Below are 24842 nucleotides of genomic sequence, written 5' to 3'. Positions count from 1 at the left end.
AGCGCCCTTCCCTTCCTGAGCCGGTCCGGGGGCGCGGTCACCCGCGCCTTCGGACCGGCTCGCCCGTCCGTCGCGGACCGCCGCGTCCCTTCGGCGTCGCTTCCTTCTACGTTTCCTTCTGGACAAGGAATCCCATGAGACACCAACCCCTGGGGGTCCCCAGCGCGGGGACCGGTTCCGGCCGCGACCGGCCGCGGGCCGTACGCCCCTGGCTGCGCCGCGTCAGCGCGGTCGTCGGTATCGGCCTGCTGCCTTCGCTGCTCGCCCCCGCCGCCACAGCCGACGACGTGGACCCCCTCGGCAGGCCCGAGCTGTCCGCGCCGCGCGGCCAGCAGGTCGCGCCGTTCAAGGCGAAGCAGGACGCCAGGACCGCGGCAGTGGTGCGCGACGCCGCCCGCGCCGACCAGGCGGCCGCCGACCGCGCCGCCAAGGACCGGGCCCGCGGCACCAGTTGGCCCACCGGCGGCTCGGCCCGCCTGACGACGTCCGGCACCGGGACCGCCGAAGCCGCCCCCGGCCGGCTGCCCGTCACCCTCGCCCCGCCGACGGCGAAGAAGGCCAAGCGCGCCGAAACCGTCAAGGTCGACGTCCTCGGCCAGAAGGCCGCCCGCGACCTCGGCGTCAAGGGCGTCGTCCTGAAGGTCACCGGCCCCACGGACGGCGGCGCGGCCCGTCTCGGCATCGACTACTCGGCGTTCGCCTCCGCCTACGGCGGCGACTGGGCCGGCCGGCTCCAGGTGCTGCGCATCCCCGACTGCGCCGCCGGGACCGCCGCCTGCCCGCCCGCGACGCCGGTGGAGTTCACCAACGCGCGGAGCGACGAACGGCTCACCGCCGATCTCGCCTTCGCCCCCAAGGCGACCTCCGGGCAGACCATGACCCTCGCCCTGGCGGCCGGCACGGCCTCCGCCGACGGCGACTACAAGGCGACACCCCTGTCGGCGTCCTCGACCTGGGAGGCGGGCGGCAGCTCCGGAACCTTCACCTGGTCCTACCCGCTGAAGGCGCCCGAACCGGCCGCCGGCGACGCCCCGAAGCTCGAGATCTCCTACGACTCCGGCAGCGTCGACGGCCGCACCTCCACCAGCAACAACCAGGGCACCCAGGTCGGCGAGGGCTTCGACATCACCTCGTCCTACATCGAGCGCAAGTACGGCTCGTGCACCGACGACGGGCAGAAGGACCGGCACGACCTGTGCTGGAAGTACGACAACGCCTCCCTCGTCCTCAACGGCAAGGCGACCGAGCTGGTCAAGGACGACACCACCGGCCAGTGGCGGCTGAAGAACGACGACGCCTCCAAGGTCACCCACTCCACCGGCGCCGACAACGGTGACGACAACGGCGAGTACTGGACCGTCACCACGGGCGACGGCAGCCGCTTCGTGTTCGGCCTGAACAAGCTCGACGGTGCCGCCGCCGACGTCCGCACCAAGTCGGTGTGGACCGTGCCGGTCTTCGGCGACGACGAGGGCGAGCCCGGCTACGCCGACGGAACGGGCTTCACCTCGCGCGACAAGAAGCAGGCATGGCGGTGGAACCTCGACTACGTCGAGGACACCCACGGCAACGCCACGACCTACTGGTACGAGGACGAGACCAACAACTACGACAAGCTCAGTGACGACAACACCGGCACGTCCTACACCCGCGGCGGCTACCTGAAGGAGATCCGCTACGGACAGCGGGCCGGCGCCCTGTTCAGCGCGGTTCCCGCCGCCTCGCACAAGATCGTGTTCGGTTACGCCGAGCGCTGCCTGGCATCCGGCACCGGCTGCGACGCGCTCACCGAGGACACCCGGGACAACTGGCCCGACGTGCCGTTCGACCGGATATGCAAGGACGGCGAGAAGTGCCAGTACCTGGACAGCCCGTCGTTCTTCACCCGCAAGCGGCTGACCTCGGTCACCACCTACGCCTGGGACGCGGCGGCGGCCACCCCCGCCTTCTCGCCGGTCGACACCTGGACCCTCAAGCACCTCTACCTCGACCCGGGCGACACCGGTGACTCCACCGACCAGTCGCTGTGGCTGGACGAGATCAAGCACACCGGCAAGCGCGGGGACGACCTCTCCCTGGACCCGGTGAAGTTCTCCCATGTCTTCCTGCCGAACCGGGTGGACAGCCCCAGCGACGACATCCTGTCCTTCGAGCGGCCCCGCCTGAAGACCATCGTCTCCGAGACCGGCGCGCAGACCATCGTCGACTACCTGCCCGCGGACTGCGTGGCCGGGCAGACCATGCCCAAGGTGGACGAGAACACCAAGCGCTGCTTCCCGGTGTACTGGTCGCCCTACGGCCAGGAGGAACCGATCCTCGACTGGTTCCAGAAGTACCCCGTCAGCTCGGTGCGCACCACCGACCCGCTGGGTGGCTCCGAAGCCGTGCAGCACACCTACGAGTACTCCGGCGGCGGTGCCTGGCACTACAACGACGACCCGCTGACCCCGGCCAAGGAACGCACCTGGTCCCAGTGGCGCGGCTACGGCAAGGTCACCCACTACACCGGGCCGTCCGGCGGCACCCGGGGCAGGACGGTCACCGTGTACCTGCGCGGCATGGACGGCGACCGCCTCCTCGGCAGCGACGGCAAGACCCCCGACCCGGACCGGCGCAGGAAGGTGGAGGTCACCGGCGTCACCGCCACCGCCGTCACCGACTCCGAGCAACTGGCCGGCTTCCAGCGCGAGAGCGTCGCCTACGACGGCGACAACGAGATCTCCGGCACCGTCAACGACCCCTGGTCCAAGCGGACGGCGACCCAGCACAAGTCGTACGCCGACACCGAGGCGTACTACGTCCGCGTCGGCGCCTCGCACGCCCGCACCCGCATCACCAGCCGGCTCACGCCCTACGACCGTGTCCGCACCACCCGGACCACCTACGACGACTACGGCATGCCCGTGTCGGCGGAGGACCTCGGCGACGACGCCGTCACCGGTGACGAGAAGTGCACGCGCACCTGGTACGCGCGCAACGACGCCGCGGGACTGACCGCGCTGGTCTCCCGGACCCGGATCGTCAGCAGGGCCTGCTCGGTCACCGACTCAGCCCTGGACCTGCCGGCGGACGCCACGCGCCCCGGCGACGTCGTCTCCGACACGGCCACCGCCTACGACACGACCACCTGGTCCGCCACGCAGAAGCCCACCAAGGGCGACGCGCGCTGGTCCGGCCGCGCCAAGGGCTACGGCAGCGACGACCAGCCGCTGTGGCAGCAGACGGCCGTCACCGACTACGACACGTTGGGCCGCCCGGTCCAGGTGAAGAACACCAACGACGTGGTCACCTCCAAGACCGAGTACCAGCCGCCCGCGGCCGGCCCGCTGACCTCGACCGCGGTCGTCAACGCCAAGGGGCACCGGACCACCACGGTCAAGGACTTCGGGCTGGGCACGGACCTGAAGGTCACCGACGCCAACGGGAAGGTGACGGAGACCGCCTACGACAGCCTGGGCCGCGTCACCAGTGTGTGGCTGCCGAACCGCTCCCGCGCGCTCGGCAAGACCGCCAACTACGTCTACGGCTACAGCGTCAAGTCCACCTCCCTGCCGTGGGTGTCCAGCGCCACCCTGAACGGCGACGGGTCCGGCTACAACACCACCTACGAGATCTACGACTCGCTCCTGCGCACCCGCCAGGTGCAGGCGCCGTCCGCCCAGGGCGGCCGGATCATCGCGCAGACCCTGTACGACGGCCGTGGCCTGCCGGTGACGGCACAGTCGGACATCTGGGACAGCACCGCGGCCCCGTCCGGCTCGATCGTGCAGATCGACGGTGGCCAGGCACCCCGGCAGACCGACAGCGTCTACGACGGCATGGGCCGCGTCACCAAGGCGACCACGAAGAGCTACGGCGCCACCAAGTGGGTCGTCGACACCGTGTACCAGGGCGACCTGGTGCTCACCAGTGCCCCGGAGGGCGGCTCGGCCAACGCGGTCGTCACCGACGCGTTCGGACGGACCGTCGAGCGCCGTGACTACGCGGGCACCCGCCCGGTCGGCACGGAGTACATGACCACCCGGTACGCCTTCGACGCCGCCGACCGCCAGAAGTCGATCACCGCGCACGACGGGTCCGCGTGGACGTACACCTACGACCTCTTCGGTCGTCAGGTGACCGTCACCGATCCCGACAAGGGCACGACGGTCACCCAGCACAACGAGCTCGACCAGGCGGTCAAGTCCACCGACAGCCGCGGCAAGGTGCTGCTGTTCGAGTACGACGTGCTGGGCCGCAAGACGGGCATGTGGCAGTCGTCGAAGACCGACGCCGGCAAACTGGCGGCCTGGACCTTCGACACCCTGGCCAAGGGCCAGCAGGACACGGCCGTGCGGTACGAGGGCGGCCTGACCGGCAGGGCCTACACCCAGAAGGTCACCCGCTACGACCCCCTGTACAAGGTCACCAACAACGAGCTGATCCTCCCCGCGGACGACCCGCTGGTCGCGGCCGGCGTGCCCGCCAGGCTGGCCTTCTCCACGGGGTACAACCTCGACGGCACCGTCAAGCAGGCGGCCGCGCCCGCGGTGGCCGGCCTGTCCGCCGAGACCGTGTCCTACACCTACGACGAACTCGGCCAGGTGCTGACCGCCAAGGGCACCACCGGCTACCTCCAGCAGGCGGCCTACTCACCCCTCGGTGACCTGCGCCAGATGACGCTGGCCACCGACCCGGCCGACGCGAAGAAGGTCTACCTCAACAACGACTACGAGGCCGGCACCCGCCGCCTCACCCGGTCCTACGTCACCGACGACGTCCACGGCTTCATGCTCCAGGAGCTGAAGTACCAGCAGGACGACGCCGGCAACATCACCTCCGTCTCCGACGCCACCACCCTGGGCGGAACCGGCAAGGCGGACCACCAGTGCTTCGCCTACGACGGCTACCGCCGGCTGAGCGAGGCGTGGACGCCCAAGACCGCCGACTGCTCCACGGCCGGCCGTACCACCGCCAACCTCGGCGGCGCGGCGCCGTACTGGACCAGCTACCAGTACAACGACTCCGGGCTGCGTTCCCGGCAGACGGAGCACAGCGCGACGGGCGACGTCACCACCGAGTACAAGTACGGCACGGCCGAGGGCCAGCCGCACGCCTTGTCCTCCACCGTGACCGGCGCCAAGTCCGCGTCGTACACCTACGACGCCACCGGCAACACCGAGAGCCGGCCCGGCGTCCAGGCCACCCAGACCCTGGAGTGGGACGCCGAGGGCAGACTCGCCACCGCGAGCGAGCCCGCCGCGGGCGGCAAGCCTGCCACCGGTACCGCCTACGTCTACGACGCGGCCGGCGACCTGCTCATCCGCCGCCCCACCACCACGGACGGCGAGACCGTCCTGTACCTGGGCACCACCGAGGTCCGCCTCAAGGTGAGCGGCGACGGGGCCACCAAGGCGCTCTCCGGTGCCCGCACCTACAAGGCGGGCTCGTCCGTCATCGCCGTCCGCACCTCCGCCGCGGGCGTCACCGGCACGAAGCTCACCTTCCTCGCCGGTGACCACCACGGCACCTCCGGGCTGGCGATCAACGCCGACACCCTGGCGTTCGTCAAGCGCTGGTCGACGCCGTTCGGGGCCCCGCGCGGCACGGCCTCGGGCGCCTGGCCCGACGACAAGGGCTTCCTGGGCAAGCCGGCCGACACCACGACCGGCCTCACCCAGCTCGGCGCCCGACAGTACGACCCCGGCACCGGCCGGTTCCTCAGCGTCGACCCGCTGCTCGAAGCGGACAAGCCCAACACCCTCAACGGCTACGCCTACGCCAGCAACAGCCCCGTCACCAATTCCGACCCGAGCGGTACCAGCGACGGCCTCGGCGGCCTGCTCGGCCTCATCGGGGCGGTCATCGGCGGTGTCGTGGGCGCGGTGATCGGCGCGGCCGGTGCCGCGATCTCCACCGTCGGCTCGCTGGGCGGAGGCTCGGGCGGCAGCTGGGGCGGCACCTGGGGCGGCGGCTGGGGCGGCACGGCGCCGACCTCGTCCGGCGGCTGGACCCAGCCGCTGACCAAGCAGTGGACACCGGGGGCGACCTACAACTACATCACCAAGTCGTGGGACCTGCCCTTCAACCCGCCCTCCCAGAGCCTGGAGGAGATGCTCGCCTCCATGCCCGACTGGGGCATCGTCAGCGACCCCAAGGCCGCCAACCGCTGGGAGACGTCGCGCTCCATGTTCTTCGGCTGGCTGTGGGGCGGCGGCTACCCGCTGCGCGAGCACCAGGACTTCCGCGGAGGCGACGCCTTCACGTCCATCCTGGCGCAGGACGAGACCATCTCCGGCCTGCGGTCGAAGATGGTCGGCCAGGCCCGCAAGGGCACGAAGGGAGCCTTCGCCAAGGAGGTCGACTTCCAGTACAAGGACCAGGGCCCCGAGCCCGGCAGCCCCTGGTACAAGTTCAACTCGCTGCGCGGCGCGGCGAACGACATCGCCGGCGTGCTGACCAACGGCGCCGTGGGCACCGACAACCAGGCCGACGCTTTCCTCGGCACCTACAGCGGCAAGGCCAAGATCAGCTCGATCAACAAGAAGGAAGGTTCGGTCACCCTCAAGTTCACCGCTTGGAACACCTCCGACTGGCGCTCCGCGACCCACGTCATCCCACGCTCCTGGAACCCCGCGTTCGAGGACACCTTCGGGGCGGCGGTCCGACAGGACTTCTCCTGGGAGGAGAAGTGGCCCATCAACGAGTGCGTGAACTACTCCGAGTGGCTGGAGTAACACCACCACGCCCATGACAGACAGCCGGTGGTCCCGGGGCGACCGACCGCCCCGGGACCACCGGCACTCCGGCACCCTTCTAGGATTCATCCGTGCTCAGAACACTCCTCGCACCCGCCGTCCGCTGGACGGCCGCCGTGCTGGTCACCGTGGTGTCGGCAACGGCGTGCGACGGCTCCGGCGTGCAGACCGCGACGGTCGCCGTCGACCGTGTCACCGGCGTCTGGAAGGCCGGCCAGGCGACCCTCGCGCTCACCGCCGACCACACCTTCACCGCCTCCGGCCTGAACGAGGGCAAGCTCACCGACACCGGCTGTCCCGCCGGGCACGCCGACGGCGACTGGGCCTTCTTCGCCGACCAGGGCGACGGCCTGTACGTCACCTCCCGGCAGGCCCGCTCGGGATCCGAGATCGGCCTGTCCTTCACCGAGTCGTCCGACGAGCCCTGCCGGCTCACGCTGACGGTCGTCGACGACGGCGACACCCTGTGCGCCACGTCCGACCCGGACGTCCCCTGCGACCTGGGCGTCCGCTTCACCCGCGAGCGCTGATACCCGGCCGGGTCCCCTGCCGCCCATGCCGGGCCCGCCGCCACTGCGGTATCCGGTCAGGAAGCGTCCGATCCGGCGGATCACGGGTTGAGGCGAGCGCGCCTTTGAGGCCCGAGATCGTCCAGCGGTCCTCGGCGGTGTGCGCTGGTTCCCCGAGTCGACCGAGACAGGGGTGCGGGCCAAGCTCCACCTCATGGTCCGTACGAGTCGGGCGCGCCCAGGGAGAGCTGGACCGCTGACCGACCGACCCACCGCACAGATCGTCGACCGTCAGGGCCTGCCCCTGTCGATGGGGTGGTGAAAGCGGCGGCCAGTGTGGAGGTGCGCCCTCGCTACCCGGTGGCGGCCTCGGTTGCGGCCCGAGGGCCGTCGGCGGGGCAAAGGGGCATGGGGGTCGCGGACAAGGTGTGCGTGGACGTGCCCTACTGCCGGCTTGCCGCGGACGGCAAGGCCGCCGTGGGACGGTGAACGTCAGCGCTCACGACGCAGGGAGACGCGCAGGGCCCCATTGCCGTCCCGGCGCAGGAAGCACCGCCCGACGGGACGTGCGGTCGCTCGCCGAGTGGGTCAGGAGAACGGCATTGGGCCGGGCAGCAGCCAGGTGGCCGCGGCAGCTCCGCTCACGCACGCCGTCGTCCAGCCGGCCCAGGTCCGTCCGGAAAGGGACCGGGCCGCGTGCGCGGCTTCGGAGGCGAGGACCACTCCGCAGATCAGGGTCAGGGACAGGTCGTCCCAGACGATGTGAGGCCGGCCGATGACCAGCCATCCCGCCGCGCATCCCGCCAGTCCGGCGGCCATGTGGCGCCACGGCGTGGACTCGACGGGCTCCGACGAGGTACGTACGCGGTGCGTCAGAATCAGCACGATGTCCGCGAGGACCGCCGCTATCGCAATCAACCAGTGCTCCAGGAAAGATCGACCAGCAGCGGGATAGAAGCACACATCACATGAATTTGGCCATTTGCGGGGTTGGCGGGTATGTGTACGTCTTCTGTGATACATGCCTGTCGCTCAGGCGCCACCTGGACGCAGCGGGGCGGCCGAGGTGCGGGGCGGCCCGCCGGCTCCTGTTCCGGCATCCGCCGCGGGTGACCTGGAGGCGGTCTGTCGGTGGCCATGGGTGGTCTGTCGGTGGTTTGTCGGTGGGCGGGCGGAGGTTGGTGGCCGGCGGAGGACTCCGAGCGGGGGCCGGCCGCCGGTACCGCATCGCCCGGCCCGTCCGCGGCGGTGCTCGCGGAGCGACCGCCGGGTGACCGCCCGGCGGTCCGGACCGGGAAGGAAACCTCCCATGGCTGTTGACGTCACGATCATCGGTGCCGGGCTCGGCGGTCTCGTGCTGGCGCGTGTCCTGCGCCTGCACGGGATACCGGCCACGGTCTACGAGGCCGAGCCTTCCCCGACCGCGCGGTCGCAGGGAGGGATGCTCGACATCCACGACTACAACGGGCAGCTCGCCCTGAAGACGGCCGGACTGATGGACGAGTTCGCCGGCCTCGTCCTGGAGGGCCGTCAGGCGATGCGGCTCCTGGCCCCGGACGGAACCGTCCTGTTCGACAAGGCCGACGACGGCACCGGAGGGCGCCCCGAGGTGCAGCGCGGCGAACTGCGGCAGATGCTGCTCGACTCGCTCCCGCCCGGAACCGTCCGGTGGGGGCGCAAGGCCGGCCGCGTCCGGTCCCTCGGCGGGGGCCGTCACGAGGTGGTGTTCGCCGACGGCGGCACCGTCGTCACGAGCCTGCTGGTCGGCGCGGACGGCGCGTGGTCACGGGTGCGGCCCCTGCTGTCCGCCGCCACCCCCCGGTACACCGGCCAGTCGGTCGTCGAGACCTACCTCTTCGACGCCGGCACCCGCCACCCGGCCGCCGCGCGGGCGGTCGGCGGCGGGTCGATGATCGCGCACACCCCCGGCAGGGACATCTTCGCCCACCGGGAGAAGGACGACACCCTGCACGCCTACGTGGGGCTGACCGAGCCGGAGGACTGGTTCGCCACCATCGACTTCACCGACGCCGCCGCTGCCACCACACGGATCGCCCGGGAATTCGACGGCTGGGCACCGGAACTCACCGCGCTGATCACCGACAGCGACACCGCACCCGTCCTGCGCCGCCTCTACGCCCTGCCGGCCGGGCACCGGTGGGACAGGGTGCCGGGCGTGACCCTGATCGGCGACGCCGCCCATCTGGCGGCCCCGAACGGCGAAGGCGCCAACCTGGCCATGCTCGACGGCGCCGAGCTCGGCGAAGCCCTCGCCGCGCACCCCGACGACACCGAGGCCGCGCTGAGCGCGTACGAGCAGGCCATGTTCCCCCGCAGCGCCGAGGCCGCCACCTTGGAAGGAGGTGGCGCGCACGGGAACGACTCCGACGGCCCCACACCCCACGACCTGATCGCCGCGTTCTCCCAGCACGAGGAGAACCGCCGGGACACCACGCGGAGTTGAGGCAGGAGACCCCGGCAGCGTCACCGCGCCGTCCGTACCGCTCGGACGAACCGGCGTCCCGGCGGTGACGACGCCGGGGAGCCGGCTACAGCCTCTCGATGGGCGGGACGTCGAACTGCGCCTCGACGGCCCCGAACACCACCTCCCAGCCCTTGGCCTCGGTGTTCGTGTGGACGGCTATCGTCTGTTCGCCGTCGGTGGTGCCGACGACGACGAGGTGGGACCCCGGCATACTGCCGGCCATGCCGCGCAGCCGCAGCCCGCCGGTCACCGCCGGGTCCAGCTCGAACACGCCCAGACCGTAGAGGGAATGGGGCAACCAGTGGCCGCCCTCGGTGGAGACCGTCGTCCACATCTCGTGGTGCTGCGCGGCCGGCAGCAGGCGGCCGGTGGCGAGCGCGCCGAACGCCTCGATCATCTCTCCGGTCGTGGAGACGACGTTGCCGGCGGACCAGCCCCAGGAGGTGTTGAACTCGGTGATGTCGAGGGGCGGAAGACCGGGCTCCTCCAGCATCGACTGCCAGTTCTCCGAGGTCACGTCCGCGGGGTCGACGCCGTCCCGCAGAAACAGTCCCGTGTACGCCCTCGGGTGCGGCTCCGGGTAACCGGTGTCCCCAGCGGGGCGCACATAGGTGTGCGCCAGACCGAGAGGGCGGGTGACGGTGCGCGCGACCTCCTCCGCGTAGCTGTTGCCGGTGACCCTTTCGATGATCAGGCCGGCGAGGTAGAAACCGCCGTTGGAGTAGGCGAAGGCCGTTCCGGGTTCGTGCAGCGGGGGCTGGGAGACCGCGAGCCGCAGCAGCTCGTCCGCGGTCCAGATGTCGTAGCGGTGCTCGTTGAACGCGGAGCGGGTGGCGTAGCGGCGCGTCAGCTCCGGGGCGAGTCCGGTGGCGAACAGCCCGCTGGTGTTGCTGAGCAGATGCCTGAGGGTGATCCTGCCGCCGTCGTAGCCGTTGACGTCCAGCACACCGGGCAGCCACTTCTCCACCGGGTCCTCGATGCTCAGCCTGCCCTCGGCCTCCAGCCGCAGCATCGCGGCCGCCGTGAATGCCTTGCCGGCGCTGCCCACGTGCAGGTGTTCGCCCTTCCGGCGCGGCCGGCCGGACTCCAGGTCGGCCACCCCGGCGGAGCCGAACCAGGTGCCGTTCGCGTCGCGGACCTCGGCGACGATGCCGGGCACGCCCAGCTCGGCCACCGCCCGGTCCAGCATCCGCTGGACCTTCTCGCGCCCGCCGCTCACGGAGTTCGTCATGTCGTTCTCCTCCTCACGGGCGCCGCCGGGCTCCCTGCCCGGCCCCGCTGTCCGCCCGTCTCTCGGTACGCGGACGACGATGCCGACCGGTGATGACAAGGCGCTGATCAGCTTCTGACAGACCGGACGGCCCGCTGTCAGGAGCCGTCGGCCACCCGGCGCAGCCGGAAGAGCGCTTCCCGCCGCGGCATCGCGGCGCCCCGGCCGTACGCGGCGGCATACCTCGCCCGGCCCAGCCGCCGCTCGAGCTCGGCGGCGAGGTCGCGCAGCTCAGGGTCACCGGCGTCGAAGGCACCACGGATGACCTCACTCATGCCGAGCGCGCCGGCCGCGCCGGCCGGATCCCCCTCGGCCAGCAACACCCCCGCCAGCTGCTGGGCGGCCGGAGCGGGATCCCGGTGGGCGAAAGCGCCCCGAACGGCCCTGGGCAGCAGCTCACGCGCCCGTACGGCATCGCCCGCCGCCAGCAGGTTCGCCACCCGGGCCGGCGCGACCCAGTCCTGCACGGTCTCGTCGGCCAGGCCGGCTTCCCGGCCGAGCGCCTCCATCCGGTCCAGCTGCCGACCGGCCGGTTCCGGTTCCCCGGCGCGCCGGTGCCACTCGGCCCGGCAGGCCAGGGCCGCGAGCCGCGTGAAGTCGTCACCGCGGTCCCGGGCCGCCTGCTCGGCCGTGTCGATGTCGCGCCGGGCACCGGCCAGGTCACCGCCGCGCATCCGTTCGGCGGCGAGTCCGAGCCGGGCCTGGATGTCGTCCCCGGGGACGAGGGCGAGCCCGCGCCGGTACGCGGCGACCGCCTCGTGATGATTGCCCTCGACCGAGCGGACCCGTGCCACGCCGGCCAGCGCCATCGCCGTGCACAAGCGGTCGCCCACCGCCTCGAACTCGCGCAGGGCGCCGGCCGTCGCACCCGCCAGGCCCGCCCAGTCGCCACGGTCGTACCGCGCGAAGGCCTCCACCAGGAACGTACAGGCCACGGCCCACCGGTCCCGGCGCCCGCGCACCTCGCGGATCAGGCGGTGGACCACATCCTCCAGACCGACCAGACAACCCATCGGAAGCGTCACCAGGAGCAGCATCGGATACCGCTCCAAGGCCCCGGTGCGCGCACAGTCCTCGATCACGGCGCGCACCTGTCGGGCGCCGGGGGCGGGCCCGGAGCCGGCCACGAGGCGCAGGGCGGTGAACGCGGCCCGCGCGTCCTCGGGCAGCGCGTCGCCCAGTCCGCAGACCTCGGCCACCAGGGCTTCGGCACGTGCGTCGTAGCGCAGCGAGTTCCAGTACCAGTACAGCGGAGCGAGCAGCCGGGCCGCGGCGTCCGCGTCCCGTCCGTCGACGGCCGCGCGCAGCGCGAACACCAGGTTGTCGTACTCGGCGGTGAGGAGCGCGAACGACGCCTGCTGCCGGGCGGAACGCAGCAGCGGCTCGTGCTCCTCGGCCACGTCGGCGAAGTGGCGGACCAGACGGTCCCGGACCGCTTCCCGCTCGCCCGCCTGGAGCAGCCGCCGCGCCGCGTACGCCCGGACGGTCTCCAGCATCCGGTAACCGTCGCCGACCCGTTCCACGAACGACTTGTCGACCAGCGAACCGAGGACATAGGCGATATCCCCGGCGGGCAGCGTTTCGCCCGCGCACACCGCCTCGACGGTGCCGGCCCCGGCCGGGGCGGGGAAGACGGCCATGCGCCGGGCCAGCGTCCGCTCCTGGCCGGTCAGCAGCTCCCAGCTCCACTCGATCACGGCGTGCAGCGTGCGCTGACGGGGCTGGGCCGTCCTGTTGCCCGTGGCCAGCAGCCGGAACCGGTCGTCGAGCCGGTGTGCGATCTCCCCGGCGGTCATCGACCGCAGCCGGGCCGCTGCCAGTTCGAGGGCGAGCGGCAGCCCATCCAGCCTCCGCACCACCTCGCCGACCGCTGCCAGAGTGGGCCCGTCGAGGGTGAAGCCGGGCCGTACGGCCGTCGCCCGGTCCACGAAGAGCCGCACGGCGGGCGATGCGGCGGCCTCGGCCGGGTCCGCTCCCGGGCGGGGGAGGGGCAGCGGGCCGATGCGGCACAGCGCCTCGCCCAGGACCTGAAGGGGCTCCCTGCTGGTGGCCAGGACGGTCAGGCGCGGGCGCCGCTCGAGCAGGTACTGCGCCAACTCGGCGACGGCGTCCACGACATGCTCGCAGTTGTCCAGCACGAGCACGGCTTCGCCGCCCCGGAGCAGACCGACCACCTGTTCCCGCGGCTCCGCGTGGCTGTCGGCGGGCGGCCGTGCCGCGTTCGGGGTGCTGAGCGCGCCCAGGACCGCGTCGGTCACGCTCTTCGGGCCGTGCGCTCCGGCCAGCGGCACGAGCCACAGCCGGCCCTGTTGCCGGGTGCGGTGCCCGGCGGCCGCCTCCACGGCCAGCCGGGTCTTGCCGACCCCACCGGGGCCGATGACCGTGACCAGCCGGTTGGCGTCCAGCAGGCCGTCGAGCAACGCCAGTTCACCGTCCCGGCCGACGAACGAGGTGAGCGGCGCGGGCAGGCGGCCGGGGGCCGGCCCGGAGCGTACGGCGGACGGCCCGGGTGCGCCGCGCAGCACCGCCAGGTGGGCCTCGCGCAGTCCCGCCGAGGGATCGACCCCCAACTCGTCGGCCAGCCTGCCCCGTACGTCCTCGAAGACGGCCAGCGCGTCGGACTGCCGGCCCGCCGCCTTGAGGGCCCGCATGCGCAGCGCGGCCAGCCGTTCCCGCAACGGATGGTCCGCCGACGCCGTCTCCAGACCGGCCAGGGCCCCGGTGTGGTCGCCGAGCCGCAGCCGCGCGTCGCAATGGTCCTCCAGTGCCGCGAGCCGCAGTTCCTCCAGCCGGGCCACGGCGGGGCCGGCGAACGGGGCCTGCCGTACGTCGGCCAGCGCGGGCCCGTGCCACAGCGCGAGCGCCTCGCCGAGCAGGGAGGCCGCCTCCTCGGGGTCCCCCGCGGCGAGTTCCCGGCCACCCCGCGCCGCCAGCGCTTCGAAGCGGGCGGCGTCCACCCGCTCCTTCGGCACCGCGAGCCGGTAGCCGGCCTCCGCCGACTCCAGTACGCCACTGGCGGGCAGCGCCCTGCGCAGCCGGTACACCAGCGCGTGCAGCGAGTTGAGCGCGTCCGCGGGAGGCCGCGTGCCCCACAGACTGTCGATGAGCACGCCGGGCGTCAGGACGTCGCCCGCCGCCAACGCCAGCCGGGCGAGCAGCATGCGCGGTCTCGGTCCCCCGACTCCGACCGGCCTGCCGTCCCCGTCGAGGGCCTGGACCGGCCCGAGCAGTGCTATCCGCATTCCCACCGGGCCAGTATCGACAACTCGCGGGTGTCCGAGCGCCGTTGGGGGCCGTCTGGGGGCGGGTCGCCGCGCGGTGACCGCTTTCCGGCGCTACGGCAACGGCGCCTCAGCCGCAGTCGCGGACGGCGCGGGCGAGTGTGCGCAGTCCCTCGTCGGTCTCGTCGGCGGAAATGGTCAGGGGCGGCAGCAATTCGACGACTGCGCTCCGGGTGCCCGACGTCTCCATCAGGAGGCCCAGTTCGAAGGCCCGACGGCAGACCGGGCCTCACGCTCTTCGAGGACGCCGCGAGCGGATTCTCCTACCTCGTCCCGAGCCGCATCAAAGCCATCAAGTCCACCGAGTCGTGAAGGAAGCACTCATGAACGGATCGACCGTCGCCATCATCGGGGCCGGCCCCGCCGGCTGCACCGCCGCCCTCTCCCTGCACCGGCTCGGTCACACACCGGTCGTCTACGAGCGCGACAGCTTCCCCCGCTACCGGGTCGGCGAGTCCTTCCCGCCCGGTTCGCTGTCCATCTTCCACGTGGACCTTCTCCTTCACCACACCGCGGACCTCCCCCCTGGGTCTTCGACCACGCCATCCAGGTACAGCGCAAGGAGTTCGACAAGCTGCTCCTCGACGAGGTCAGGGAACGCGGCATCGAAGTGCACGAGAACACACCGGTGTCCCACGTCGACATAGCGGACCCCGGCAAGGTGTCGCTCACCGCCAGCCGCGGAGAGACCGCAGAGCGCCTGGAGTTCGACTTCGTGATGGACGCCGGCGGCTCCGACGGACCACTGGCCCGCAAGCTCGATGTGCGCCGCTACGACGAGTTCTACAAGAGCTTCGCCATCTGGTCGTACGTCCGCCGCCCCGGCCCCTTCGAGGGCGACCTCAAGGGGACGACGTACTCCATCACCTTCGAGGACGGCTGGGTGTGGATGATCCCGCTCAAGGACGACCTCTTCAGCGTCGGACTGGTCGTACGACTCCGAGGTGTACTCCGGCGGACGCTGCTTCCTCTCCGGCGACTCCGCCTGCTTCACCGACCCGGAGCCCGAGTTCTGGTCGAAGCGGCGCATCAGCGAATCCGACGACGGGCGCCTGAACCGCAGGCGCTGGTTCACCCGGCTGACCGCCTCCAGCGGGGACGGCACCCTGTCGGTGGCCGACTTCCGCGACCGTGCGACCACCATGATGAGCATCGGACGCCACCAACGCATGGAACTCGGCGACGAGTTCACCGACGACGAGCTCAAGCCCGTCACCTCGCGCGCGGCGCAGCGCCTGGTCGCCCACCGGTACACCGGCAGGCCGGCCCGGGACCTGCGCACGGAACGCACCTGCCCCCGCTGCGGCGCCGGCCACGGTCGCCCCCGGATCGTCCACGGCGGGTACGACCACTCGGTCACCCACACCCGCCACCGGGTCCTCATCGCGGTCGTGGCCCAGGGCCTCGTGGGCATCGACCTCGACACCTCCCCGTACCCCGGTGTCCTGCGGCGCCTCATCGCCCGCACGGCGACACCCGGCGAACGCGCGGCCCTGTCCCGACTGCCCGCGCGGGAGGTGGCGGAGGCGTTCACGCGGCTCTGGGCGAGGAAGGAGGCCGTCGTCAAACTCACGGGACACGGCCTGGCCGCCCGGCTGGACCGGATCGAGGTGGGGGGTGACCTCGCCCGGTCGGAGGGGAGCCCCGCCGAGGACTGGCCCGCGTTCCCGATCCACCTGCGGGACGTCCGGGTGGAGGGTGGCCGGATCGCCGCGATCGCCAGCACGCGCCGGATCACCGCCGTCGCACCGCGGTCGCTGTCCGCCCCGGCCACCACCAGGAACACTCGATTCGCCTGACGCGAAGGGAAGAACGATGACAGGCTCACTGTCGGAGAAGACCACCGCCGGCGCCCGCTACCGCACGCCCGTTCCGGAAAACGCCGTAGCCGTCTGGCGGATGGTGCTCGACGAGCCGATGCTGGACGACAACAGCTCGTACCACTACCGGCTGTGGTTCCGGGACTTCGCCGAGACCTTCATGGTGGCCACCGTCGGCGACGACATCGTGGGCTTCCTGACCGGCTCCCGCCGGCCCGACGCGCCGGACACGTTCTTCATCTGGCAGGCGGCGGTCAAACCCGGCACCGGCATCTCGGGCCTCGGCATCGACCTCCTCGCGCACGCGATCGACGTCCAGCTGGCCACGGGCGCGAAGTACGTGGAGACGAGTGTGTCCCGGCAGAACAAGGCGATCCTGATGCTGCTGCACATGGTCGCGACGACCTACGAAGCCGACACCCGCACCGAACCGCTGTTCCGCACGGAGGACCTCCCGGACGGTGACCACGACGAGGTCCTCCACCGCATCGGACCACTGAACCGCCGCACCTGAGGCCACCCGCCGCAGCCGGTGACCCGGGTTCAGCTTGTCGATCTGCCGTTGTGGGGACAACCGTGGTGAGCGGACGGGGGCTACGGGGGAATGGCGATGCCGGACGAAGGGTTTCATCTGGCGGCACTGGTCCTGACGGCGGGCGCGATCGGGTACCGGCTGGTCGTCGCCGTGCGGATCATGGTGATGCTGAGGGCAGAGGTGACGGTCCGCGAGGACCTGTCCGTGGAGGAGTTGGCCTTCCTCGCGGGCGGGCCGCGCCGGGCGGCGGCGACGGTGCTGTTCCGGATGGTGCGGCAGGGCCGGCTGGCCTTGGCGGAGGACGGCACGGTCACCGTCCCCGAGGGAGCGTACGCGGCCGGGGTGGAGGAGGCGCTCATCGAGGCGGCGGGCATCTCCCGCAGCGAACGGGTGGGCAAGCTGGTCGCCCGGACCGCCGCGAGCCGCGCGGTGCGGGCCGTAGGCGACCGCCTCCTGGCGGAGGGCCTGCTGATCCGTCCCACCCTGCGGCGCGCGCAGGATCGCGCCCGGCGCCTGCTGTGGTGGTCGGCGGCCCTCGCGCCCGTGGCGACGGTGTGGGAACTCACCGCCGGCACCGCTGACCGTTGGTGGGCCGGCGTGGCCCTGTCGGCCGGCGCGGCCGCCACGGCCATCCTCGTCAAGCCGTCTGGGGCCTGGGCCCCGTACCGCGTCCAGACGACCCTCGGCATCCTGCGCGGTGAACGCGAGCGTCCGGCAGCGTGGCGGCGGACAGGCGCCCTGGCCGCCCTTGCCGTCTCCCCTGTGGGCGCGGTGGCCCTCGGCGGACTGTCCGCCGCGCAAGAGCCGGAATTCAGGGAGTTGGTCACGCCGGAGACCTGGAGGGCCGGGGACCCGGCCTTCGGCGACGCCTCTGCCGCCGGGTACGGCACGTCGGCGCACTGGGGTTATTGCGGGTACGCCGGAGTGTGGGGTGGGGGCGACGGTGGTGGAGGTGACGGCGGCGGCTGCGGAAGCGCGGGGGAGTGAGAGGGGATGAACGGGCCCGGAGGGCGCACGAACGACCCTTCCCGCACCGTCGCTCGCCCGTCCTGAACCCCCGGCCCCTGGAAGAGCGCCCCGTGCTGCCGATGATCCGTCCTCGTCGCGCAGGCCACGTCGTGCGCCGGGAGCCGTCCCGTACGCAGGTACGCGTTGACGCGTTCGTCGACGCAGGCGTCGCCGTACTCGTCGTACAGGCCGTGCTGGCGGGCACCGGCCACGGTGAGCAGCCGGGAACCGGGCCACTGCTCGCGTACGGTCTCGGCACCGGCGTAGGGGGTGCGGGGGTCGCCGGTGGCGGCGACGAGGAGGGCGGGGACGTCGTTGTCGAGCACGGTCGGTGCCTCGGCGGGCCGCGGGGCGGTCCCCTCGGCACACTCCGGGAGAACCCGGAAACCGGGTGGGGGTGACCCCCGAAAAGAACCGGCCCAGCGGATCCGGGTGGGCGGGTGGCCTGTCGAGTGGTCAGGTGCCAGTCCGCTTACGACGGTCGCCGAGAGGGAAGCGCCGACAAGGACGGCCGTAAGAGCCGCCAGTAGTGCGGGTGCCGCGCGGGACCGGGCGGTGGTGGTTGTCGGGACGGGCCCAGGGCGCCAGACCCAGAAGGGCAGCTGGGAGTGCCGTACCAGGGTGTGCCCGCGCGGCTTCATGCCCTTGCTCTGCGCGTGGCCGGCCGGAACCGGCGAGCGCGCTGCCCGCCGGCGCGCCGACGGCGGCCGTCACAGCGCCCTCGCGCAGTCGGCGGAACTCGACGCCCGCCTCGCCGCCGACGAGCGGCAGCTCGACGGTTTCCGCTCACAGCCGGCCACCGGGGACAAAGATCCGGTGGCTCTGGTTCACCAGGCGCTGATGACCGGCGCGCCGGTTTCGTGCTGCCGCCAGGTCTCGTTGAGGCGCACGAGCCCGTTCGCGGCGGCGATGCCGCGCAAGGACGCGACCTTGCCGTCGGCGACTTCGAACACCACGATGCCCGCCACCCGGCCGTCGACGACTCCGAGGACGGCGGGGGAGCCGTTGACCAGCGCGATGTGCATCGCGACGGCGCCGCCGGCCAGCCGCCGCTTCGCCGGAGTGGACTTGAAACCGGCCCGCGCGAACGAGGCGACGCGCTCGCGCGTCGTGTACCGCAGCAGCCGCCTGGCCAGTCCGGCACCGTCCGACACCACGGTCGCGTCGGCGGTGAGCAACTCCACCAGCCGACCGGTGCGCCCCGACACGGCGGCGGCGAGGAACTCCTCCACGATCCGGCGCGCGGACACGGGGTCCACCTCGCCACCACGGCGCCCGGCGGCGAGGTGACGCCGGGCCCGGTGGACGTGCTGCTGGCTCGCGGACTCCGTGATGTCGAGGATGCCGGCGATCTCCGCGTGGGAGTACGAGAAGGCCTCGCGCAGGACGTAAGCGGCCCGCTCGACCGGCGAGAGACGCTCCATGAGGGTCAGTACGGCCAAGGACACCGATTCGCGCTGCTCGAAGGTGTCGGCCGGGCCGAGCATCGGGTCACCCTCGAGGAGCGGCTCGGGCAGCCAGTCACCGACGGCGCGCTCGTGACGCGCCTGCGCGGAGCGGAGCCGGTCGAGGCAGAGATTGGTGACGACCTTGGTCAGCCACGCCTCCGGCACCGCGATGCGCTCCCGGTCCGCGGCCTGCCAGCGCAGGAACGCGTCCTGCACGGCGTCTTCGGCGTCGGCGGCCGAGCCGAGCAGACGGTACGCGAGCGAGGCCAGCCGGGCCCGGCCGGCCTCGAACCGATCGACAGCTGCGCTCTCCATGGGCAGCAGCCTATGCGGCGACCTTCACACCGGCCCGGTCAGGTGCCGTGGCCAGGCGGCGCCGGCGCTGCGGCACGCCGAACGTCGGGTGGGCGATGCTCCATCCCGCCCCCTTGAGGATGCTCGCCTTGAACCACGCGGCGGTACGGCCGCCCAGGTACCAGGACCTCGACCGGGCGCCCCCGTCCACCGTCTGGAAGATCGCGTCCCGCCGCCCCAGACTGATGTGGTTGCCGTAGTACTTCAGCGCGACGGTCGGAACCTCGCCGCCGGTCAGGCGCGCGACGATCGAGGCGGTGGCCTGCATGGCGGTGTAGCCGGCCGAGGCGCACGACATCGGCAGCGGCCGGCCGTTGTCGCCGGTCACGTGGACGCAGTCACCGGCGGCGTAGACGTCCGGGTGCGAGACCGAGCGCATGCTGCGGTCGACAACGATCTGCCCGGTCCCGGCGACCTCCAGTCCACTGGCGGCCGCGAGGGGGTGTACGGCGAATCCGGCCGCCCACACCGTGACATCGGCCGCGAGGGACGTACCGTCGGCGGCGATCGCCCGGGCCGGCTCGACGGCTTCGATGCCGGTGTGCTCGTGGACGGTGACACCGAGCCGGTCGAAGGCCCGGCGCAGATGACGGCGGGCCTTCGGGGACAGCCAGGCGCCCAACTCGCCGCGGGCGGCGAGCGTGATCGAGAGGTCGGGCCGAGACTCGGCGAACTCGGTGGCGGCCTCGATGCCCGTCAGGCCCTCGCCGACGACCAGCACGGTACCGCCCTCGCCCAGCCCGGCCAGGCGCTCCCGCAGCCGCAGCGCCGAGGACAGGCCGGCCACGTCGAAGGCGTACTCGGCCACGCCGGGCACGCCGTGGTGCGCCGCGGAACTGCCCAGCGCGTAGAGAAGCGTGTCGTAGGCGAGTTCACCGTCCGCGCCGTCCGCGTCGGCCACGGCGACTGTCCTGCGCTCGGGGTCGACGCCGGTGACGCGCGCCAGGCGCAGCCGCACCCCGGTACCCGCGAACACGTCGGCGAGCTTGCGGAACGCGAGATCCTGGCCGCTCGCGAGCTGATGGAGCCGCATCCGCTCGACGAAGTCGGGCACGGCGTTGACGACGGTGATCTCGGCGTCGGCGGGGGAGAGCCGACGGGCCAGGTTCCCGGCGGCGAAGGCCCCGGCGTATCCGGCGCCGAGTACGACGATGCGGTGCTTCACGGCAATGCTCCTGTCTCGTTCGCGTGCCCCTTGAACGGGACGGCGCCCCGATTCCTGACAGAAGCCGGGTGTGATGTGAGTCACTAAGCCGTGACGCGGCTGGAAGGGCGGACGGTCGCGGTCAGGGCGCCTGCCAGACCGTTCCGCGCGCCTCGTACTCCAGCATCGTCTCGACACCGGTCGCGGCGTCCGATCCGAGCTCGCGTCTGACCAGCCACAGGCCCAGCTCCAGTCCCGAGGTGATGCCGCCGGCGGTGACGAGGTCGCCGTCGTCGACCACGCGCGCGTTCTTGACGAGACCACCGTGTTCCGCGAGGTACGACTTCGCACCGTGGTGCGTGGTGCAGGGGCGCCCCCGCGTCAGGCCGGCCGCGGACAGCAGTACCGCTCCGGTGCACAGCGAGCTGATCGTCAGCCCCTCGCGGGGAGCCGCGGCGAGCGCTCGCGGGAGGGTGCCGTCGCCGATCTCGGCCCAGACGCCCGGACCGTCCCTGCGGGTGTAGCCGCCGCCCGGCACCACGATCAGGTCCGTCTCCTGCGGCGCCAGGCGGTGCTTGACCTGGAGGACCGTACCGTACGCGCACCGGATCGGCCCCGGGCGTTCGGTGGTGACGTACCGGACCCGGACACCGTTCGCGCTGTGCATGGCGGCGGCTGAGAAGACCTCGTAAGGCGCGATGCAGTCCAGCTCCTCGACCCCGTCGAACACCACGATGTCGACCCGCAGCGGCCCCGTCCGCCGGGCCTCGGCAGCCGCCGCCCGGGTGCCTGAGGCAGTGGCCGTCAGTGTCCCGGCCCCCAAAGTCGCCGCGCCCGCCGCTGACGTCCGGCGAAGAAAATCCCTGCGTTCCATCGGTATGCCTCCTGTGTGAGCCGAAGTGGCCTTCGGGGAAGGGCGTGCGGTCCGTGAACTGCCCGCATGGCAGTGGTCGTTCGGGATGGCCGGTGAGTTCCCGCGAGGTACGGCAACCCGCTTCGTCACGGCGGTACTTTCGGGGCCCCGGGCAGAAGTCGGCGCTGACGCCCCCCGCGGTCCCGTGGGTCGTCGCGGTGTGGAGCACGGCGACGGGACCCGCGGGGCGGCAGAAGGCGCCGGGCACACCCCCGCGTGACCCGTGAGGTCCGGACTGCGAGGATGAGGCGCCATGAGGGCTGGGTGGTGTTCCCGCACGCTCAGGGCCGCCGTGTTCGCGGCCGTCTGCGTGCTGCTCGCCGCCCTGGGCCACGTCGTGATGTCGGGGGCCGCGGTGCCCTGGTGGGCCATGGCCGCGGGAGCGGCGATGACCGGCGGCACGGCCTGGCTGCTGGCCGCCCGGGAACGCGGACCGACCGCCGTCGGCTCCCTCGTGGTCGCCGCCCAGGCCGTACTCCACGCCTCGTTCACGCTCACCCAGGCAGTCGTACACCCCCGGCCCCCGGGCGGCGGATCGCTCGGCCGGCAGTGGCTGGGCTACCTGCTGCACGGCTCGCCGCCGGGTCCGGGCCCGCGGCACGGTGTCATGCCGACATCGATGGCCTCCATGGATCACACGATGGGCAGTATGCACTCCATGGGGCCGATGGCCCACATGGGGGCCGCGCACCCTCCCGGCCACAGCATGTCCGGCATGTCCTCGGCCGGCATGCTCACCGCCCACCTGCTGGCCGCGCTGCTGTGCGGCCTGTGGCTGGCTTACGGGGAGCGGGCCGCGTTCCGTATCCTGCGGGTCCTCGCCGGGTGGCTCGTCGCCCCGCTGCGGCTGACCCTCCGGTTGCCCGTACCGCCCTACCGGCCACGCCTCCGCGCCCGCCGGGGCCGTTCGGACGGCACGCTGCGGCGGCTCCTTCTCACCCGTGCGGTCACGTCCCGGGGGCCACCCGTGGGGTGCGCTGTCGCCTGACGACAGCCGGATTCCCGAGGCCGTACACAGAATCGGATCTCCGAAGCCGTACACGCACCGATCGCCGAGGCCGTACACGAAGACGACGAGCCGTCGGCCCCTCGCCTCGGGCATCGGCCGCGCGCGTCCACGCCCGGCCGTTCACCCCTCTCACCGGTACCGCGGTGCGGCTCCGCGCCGCTCCGTGCGCGCCCGCCGCGGAGCCGGTGTGCCCTGATTCCTGAGAAGGAGAGACAGCAAGGTGCTCACCCCTGCCCCGACCACACCACGCGAAGCCTCGGACCGAGGCCCGCAGGACGAGGCGATCACGGCCTGGGCACTCGCCGCCCGCGGCGGTGACCCCGACGCCGTCGACCTGTTCGTCCGCGCCCTGCACCGGGACGTCCACCGCTATGTGACGTTCCTCGGAGCCGATCCCCACACCGCCGACGACCTGACCCAGGACACCTTCCTACGGGCCCTGGGCAGCCTGCACCGCTTCGAAGGCCGCTCCTCGGCCCGCACCTGGCTGCTGTCCATCGCCCGCCGCGCGCTGATCGACAGCATCCGCCACAGCTCCACCCGCCCTCGCCTGTCCGGTACCGGCGACTGGCAGTCGGCCGCGGAACGCGCCCAGCCACGCGGACTGCCCGGCTTCGAGGACGGCATCGCCCTCGCCGACCTGCTGGACACGCTCCCCGACGACCGCCGCGAGGCATTCGTCCTCACCCAACTGCTCGGACTCCCCTACGCCGAAGCGGCCGACGTGAGCGGCTGCCCGGTGGGCACGGTGCGTTCACGGGTCGCGCGCGCCCGCACCTCACTGATCGAGTGGCTCCGGGACGCCGAGCACTGCGCGCCGGCGCCCGCGGTCGCCTGACCGCCCACCCACCGCCGCCGCCCGGTGCACGGCCGGGCGGCGGCAACCCGGTGTCCGCTCCGGAACGCGGCTGCCAAGACCCCACCCGCGCGGACGCCGCCGACCGATACCGAGCACTCGGGAATCCGGGTCGCGGGGGCGTACTCAGCTCTTGACGGCCTCCGCGATCCGCAACGCGGCTTCGGCCGGTGTGAGGTGCGTGGTGTCGACGACCTCGGCTTCGGCGTGCAGCCAGGTGCGGGCCGCTTCGGCGTAGGGGGCGAGGTGACGGAGACGGAACGGGGAGTCGGGACCGAGAACCATGTCGCCCGCGATGCGCGCGCGGAGGGTGTCCTGGTCGGCATGGAGGACGAAGTGCCGCACCGGAATGGCGTGCCGGGCAAGGCCCGAGCTGATCTCGCGCCAGTACTGCTCGACCAGGACGGTCATGGGCACCACCAAGGTGCCGCCGGTGTAGTCGAGGACGTGCCGGGCGGTCTCGACCACGAGCGGCCGCCACGGCGGCCAATGCTGGAAGTTGTCGGTGGCGGGCAGCCCCGGAGTGATGTCCATGAGTGTCTCGCCGACCTTCTCGGCGTCGAACACCCGCGAATCCGGAATCAGTTGCCGCACGAGCGCACTGGTCGTGGTCTTGCCGACGCCATGGGTACCGTTGAGCCATACGATCACGGGACTCGACGCTAGCGCAGTGAGGGCCTCGGGACAGTGTCCCTTGAGACACATCATCGCCAGTGGCGCGAAGGAGCTTGAGATGACCGGCACAGCCACCCGTTACCTCTATCTTGTCCGGCACGGCGAGGCGCTACCGGACGAGAGCGGGTTGACAGAGGCCGGCCGACGGCAAGCCGCACTGCTCGGCCGGCGCCTCCGGGACATCCCCTTCACGGCTGTTCACCACGGTCCTCTGCCGCGGGCGGAACAGACCGCACGCCTGATCGGCGACCAGCTGAAAGGTGTTCCTCTGCATGTCTCGGAAGCCGCCGGCGACTACGTGCCCCACATACCGGAAAAGGACGAGCTACCAGCCGAATCGGCAGACTTCTGTCTCCGCTTCCTCGACGGAGCCACCGACGAGGACCGGAGCCGCGGACCTGTGCTGGCCCGCCAGGCTCTGGATCTGTTCACCGGGGCGGTGGCGGCCGACGAGGACCGGCACGAACTCGTCGTCACCCACAACTTCCTGGTCGCCTGGCTCGTCCGGGACGCCATGCACGCACCGAAGTGGCGTTGGCTCGGCCTGAACTACTGCAACGCGGCACTCACGGTCATCCGCTACGCGCCCGGTCGGCCCGCCTCCATCCTCCTTTCCAACGACATGCGGCACCTGCCCGCCGAACTCCGCTGGACGGGCTTTCCCTCCGAGTCGCACATCTGAAGCCGGCCGCCAGGCCATCGCGGTGACTCGGCGCAGCGAGCGAGGGCGCACCGAGCGAGGGCGTCGACGGGCGTGGTCCCTCAGAGCACTGGTCCACGAAGGTGGCCGCCGTGGCC

General features: G+C 72.3%; 18 protein-coding genes and 2 pseudogenes. 11 read left to right on the top strand and 9 right to left on the bottom strand.

Annotated elements, in window-relative coordinates:
• Positions 1-134: 134 nt before the first annotated feature.
• The gene (locus tag Srubr_RS14155) at positions 135-6716 is read left to right on the top strand and encodes an RHS repeat-associated core domain-containing protein (RefSeq protein WP_189997060.1); all 6582 of its coding nucleotides are present in this window, start codon (positions 135-137) and stop codon (positions 6714-6716) included.
• A gap of 92 nt (positions 6717-6808) precedes the next feature.
• The gene (locus Srubr_RS14150; protein WP_189997059.1) at positions 6809-7267 is read left to right on the top strand and encodes a hypothetical protein; all 459 of its coding nucleotides are present in this window, start codon (positions 6809-6811) and stop codon (positions 7265-7267) included.
• A 567-nt stretch (positions 7268-7834) separates the two neighbouring features.
• Here Srubr_RS14150 and Srubr_RS14145 read toward each other — a convergent pair.
• Complete coding sequence (locus Srubr_RS14145; protein ID WP_189997058.1) at positions 7835-8164, bottom strand: hypothetical protein; 330 nt, start codon at positions 8162-8164, stop codon at positions 7835-7837.
• 391 nt (positions 8165-8555) lie between these two features.
• On the opposite strand from Srubr_RS14145, the gene Srubr_RS14140 reads away from it, so the two are divergent.
• Positions 8556-9710, top strand: a complete 1155-nt coding sequence (locus Srubr_RS14140; protein ID WP_189997057.1) for an FAD-dependent oxidoreductase — start codon at positions 8556-8558, stop codon at positions 9708-9710.
• 85 nt (positions 9711-9795) lie between these two features.
• Here Srubr_RS14140 and Srubr_RS14135 read toward each other — a convergent pair whose 3' ends face one another.
• The 3 genes and pseudogenes from Srubr_RS14135 to Srubr_RS14125 form a co-directional block, all read right to left on the bottom strand.
• The gene (locus tag Srubr_RS14135; protein WP_189997056.1) at positions 9796-10962 is read right to left on the bottom strand and encodes a serine hydrolase domain-containing protein; all 1167 of its coding nucleotides are present in this window, start codon (positions 10960-10962) and stop codon (positions 9796-9798) included.
• A gap of 137 nt (positions 10963-11099) precedes the next feature.
• A complete protein-coding gene (locus Srubr_RS14130) occupies positions 11100-14243 on the bottom strand; it encodes an ATP-binding protein (protein WP_189997151.1) in 3144 nt (1047 codons plus the stop codon).
• Positions 14244-14352: 109 nt separating this feature from the next.
• Positions 14353-14505, bottom strand: a pseudogene (locus Srubr_RS14125) (diaminobutyrate--2-oxoglutarate transaminase); the annotation flags it as partial.
• Positions 14506-14605: 100 nt separating this feature from the next.
• On the opposite strand from Srubr_RS14125, the gene Srubr_RS42000 reads away from it, so the two are divergent.
• The 5 genes and pseudogenes from Srubr_RS42000 to Srubr_RS14110 all read left to right on the top strand — a co-directional run bounded on the left by Srubr_RS42000 (position 14606) and on the right by Srubr_RS14110 (position 17624).
• Complete coding sequence (locus tag Srubr_RS42000) at positions 14606-14929, top strand: NAD(P)-binding protein (protein WP_351325820.1); 324 nt, start codon at positions 14606-14608, stop codon at positions 14927-14929.
• Positions 14827-15159: pseudogene (locus Srubr_RS41995) on the top strand (NAD(P)/FAD-dependent oxidoreductase); the annotation flags it as partial. The gene Srubr_RS42000 and the pseudogene Srubr_RS41995, both read left to right, overlap by 103 nt.
• Positions 15160-15226: 67 nt before the next feature.
• A complete protein-coding gene (locus Srubr_RS41675) occupies positions 15227-16081 on the top strand; it encodes a 4'-phosphopantetheinyl transferase family protein (RefSeq protein ID WP_308439918.1) in 855 nt (284 codons plus the stop codon).
• A gap of 16 nt (positions 16082-16097) precedes the next feature.
• Positions 16098-16616 (top strand): GNAT family N-acetyltransferase, encoded by a 519-nt coding sequence (locus tag Srubr_RS14115; protein ID WP_189997055.1) that lies wholly within the window; start codon positions 16098-16100, stop codon positions 16614-16616.
• 96 nt (positions 16617-16712) lie between these two features.
• Entirely contained in the window at positions 16713-17624 is a 912-nt protein-coding gene (locus Srubr_RS14110) for a TIGR04222 domain-containing membrane protein (RefSeq protein WP_189997054.1), read from the top strand.
• Here Srubr_RS14110 and Srubr_RS41430 read toward each other — a convergent pair.
• From Srubr_RS41430 to Srubr_RS14090, 4 genes are all read right to left on the bottom strand, one after another.
• A complete protein-coding gene (locus Srubr_RS41430) occupies positions 17543-18286 on the bottom strand; it encodes an alpha/beta hydrolase (RefSeq protein ID WP_189997053.1) in 744 nt (247 codons plus the stop codon). The genes Srubr_RS14110 and Srubr_RS41430 overlap by 82 nt on opposite strands.
• A gap of 186 nt (positions 18287-18472) precedes the next feature.
• Positions 18473-19408 carry a sigma-70 family RNA polymerase sigma factor gene (locus tag Srubr_RS14100; protein WP_189997052.1) on the bottom strand — a complete coding sequence of 312 codons (936 nt, stop codon included), beginning with the start codon at positions 19406-19408 and terminating at the stop codon, positions 18473-18475.
• A 10-nt stretch (positions 19409-19418) separates the two neighbouring features.
• On the bottom strand, positions 19419-20612 hold the full coding sequence (locus Srubr_RS14095) for an NAD(P)/FAD-dependent oxidoreductase (RefSeq protein ID WP_189997051.1): 1194 nt from the start codon (positions 20610-20612) through the stop codon (positions 19419-19421).
• A 121-nt stretch (positions 20613-20733) separates the two neighbouring features.
• Positions 20734-21324: a DJ-1/PfpI family protein gene (locus Srubr_RS14090; protein ID WP_308439917.1), complete on the bottom strand. Its 591-nt coding sequence runs from the start codon at positions 21322-21324 to the stop codon at positions 20734-20736.
• A 433-nt stretch (positions 21325-21757) separates the two neighbouring features.
• Between Srubr_RS14090 and Srubr_RS14085 the strand changes: the two genes are divergently transcribed.
• Together Srubr_RS14085 and Srubr_RS14080 are read left to right on the top strand one after the other, a co-directional pair.
• On the top strand, positions 21758-22492 hold the full coding sequence (locus tag Srubr_RS14085; RefSeq protein WP_189997049.1) for a hypothetical protein: 735 nt from the start codon (positions 21758-21760) through the stop codon (positions 22490-22492).
• Positions 22493-22733: 241 nt separating this feature from the next.
• Positions 22734-23351 carry a sigma-70 family RNA polymerase sigma factor gene (locus Srubr_RS14080; RefSeq protein ID WP_189997048.1) on the top strand — a complete coding sequence of 206 codons (618 nt, stop codon included), beginning with the start codon at positions 22734-22736 and terminating at the stop codon, positions 23349-23351.
• 144 nt (positions 23352-23495) lie between these two features.
• Here the strand turns inward: Srubr_RS14080 and Srubr_RS14075 are convergent, their stop codons facing one another.
• A complete protein-coding gene (locus Srubr_RS14075) occupies positions 23496-24020 on the bottom strand; it encodes an AAA family ATPase (protein ID WP_189997047.1) in 525 nt (174 codons plus the stop codon).
• A gap of 82 nt (positions 24021-24102) precedes the next feature.
• On the opposite strand from Srubr_RS14075, the gene Srubr_RS14070 reads away from it, so the two are divergent.
• The gene (locus Srubr_RS14070; protein WP_189997046.1) at positions 24103-24726 is read left to right on the top strand and encodes a histidine phosphatase family protein; all 624 of its coding nucleotides are present in this window, start codon (positions 24103-24105) and stop codon (positions 24724-24726) included.
• Positions 24727-24842: the final 116 nt, after the last annotated feature.

The sequence above is a fragment of the Streptomyces rubradiris genome, from assembly GCF_016860525.1.
Lineage (GTDB): Bacteria > Actinomycetota > Actinomycetes > Streptomycetales > Streptomycetaceae > Streptomyces > Streptomyces rubradiris.
Note: the sequence above shows the minus strand (reverse complement) of the source record. Positions and strands in the feature narration are given on the sequence as shown.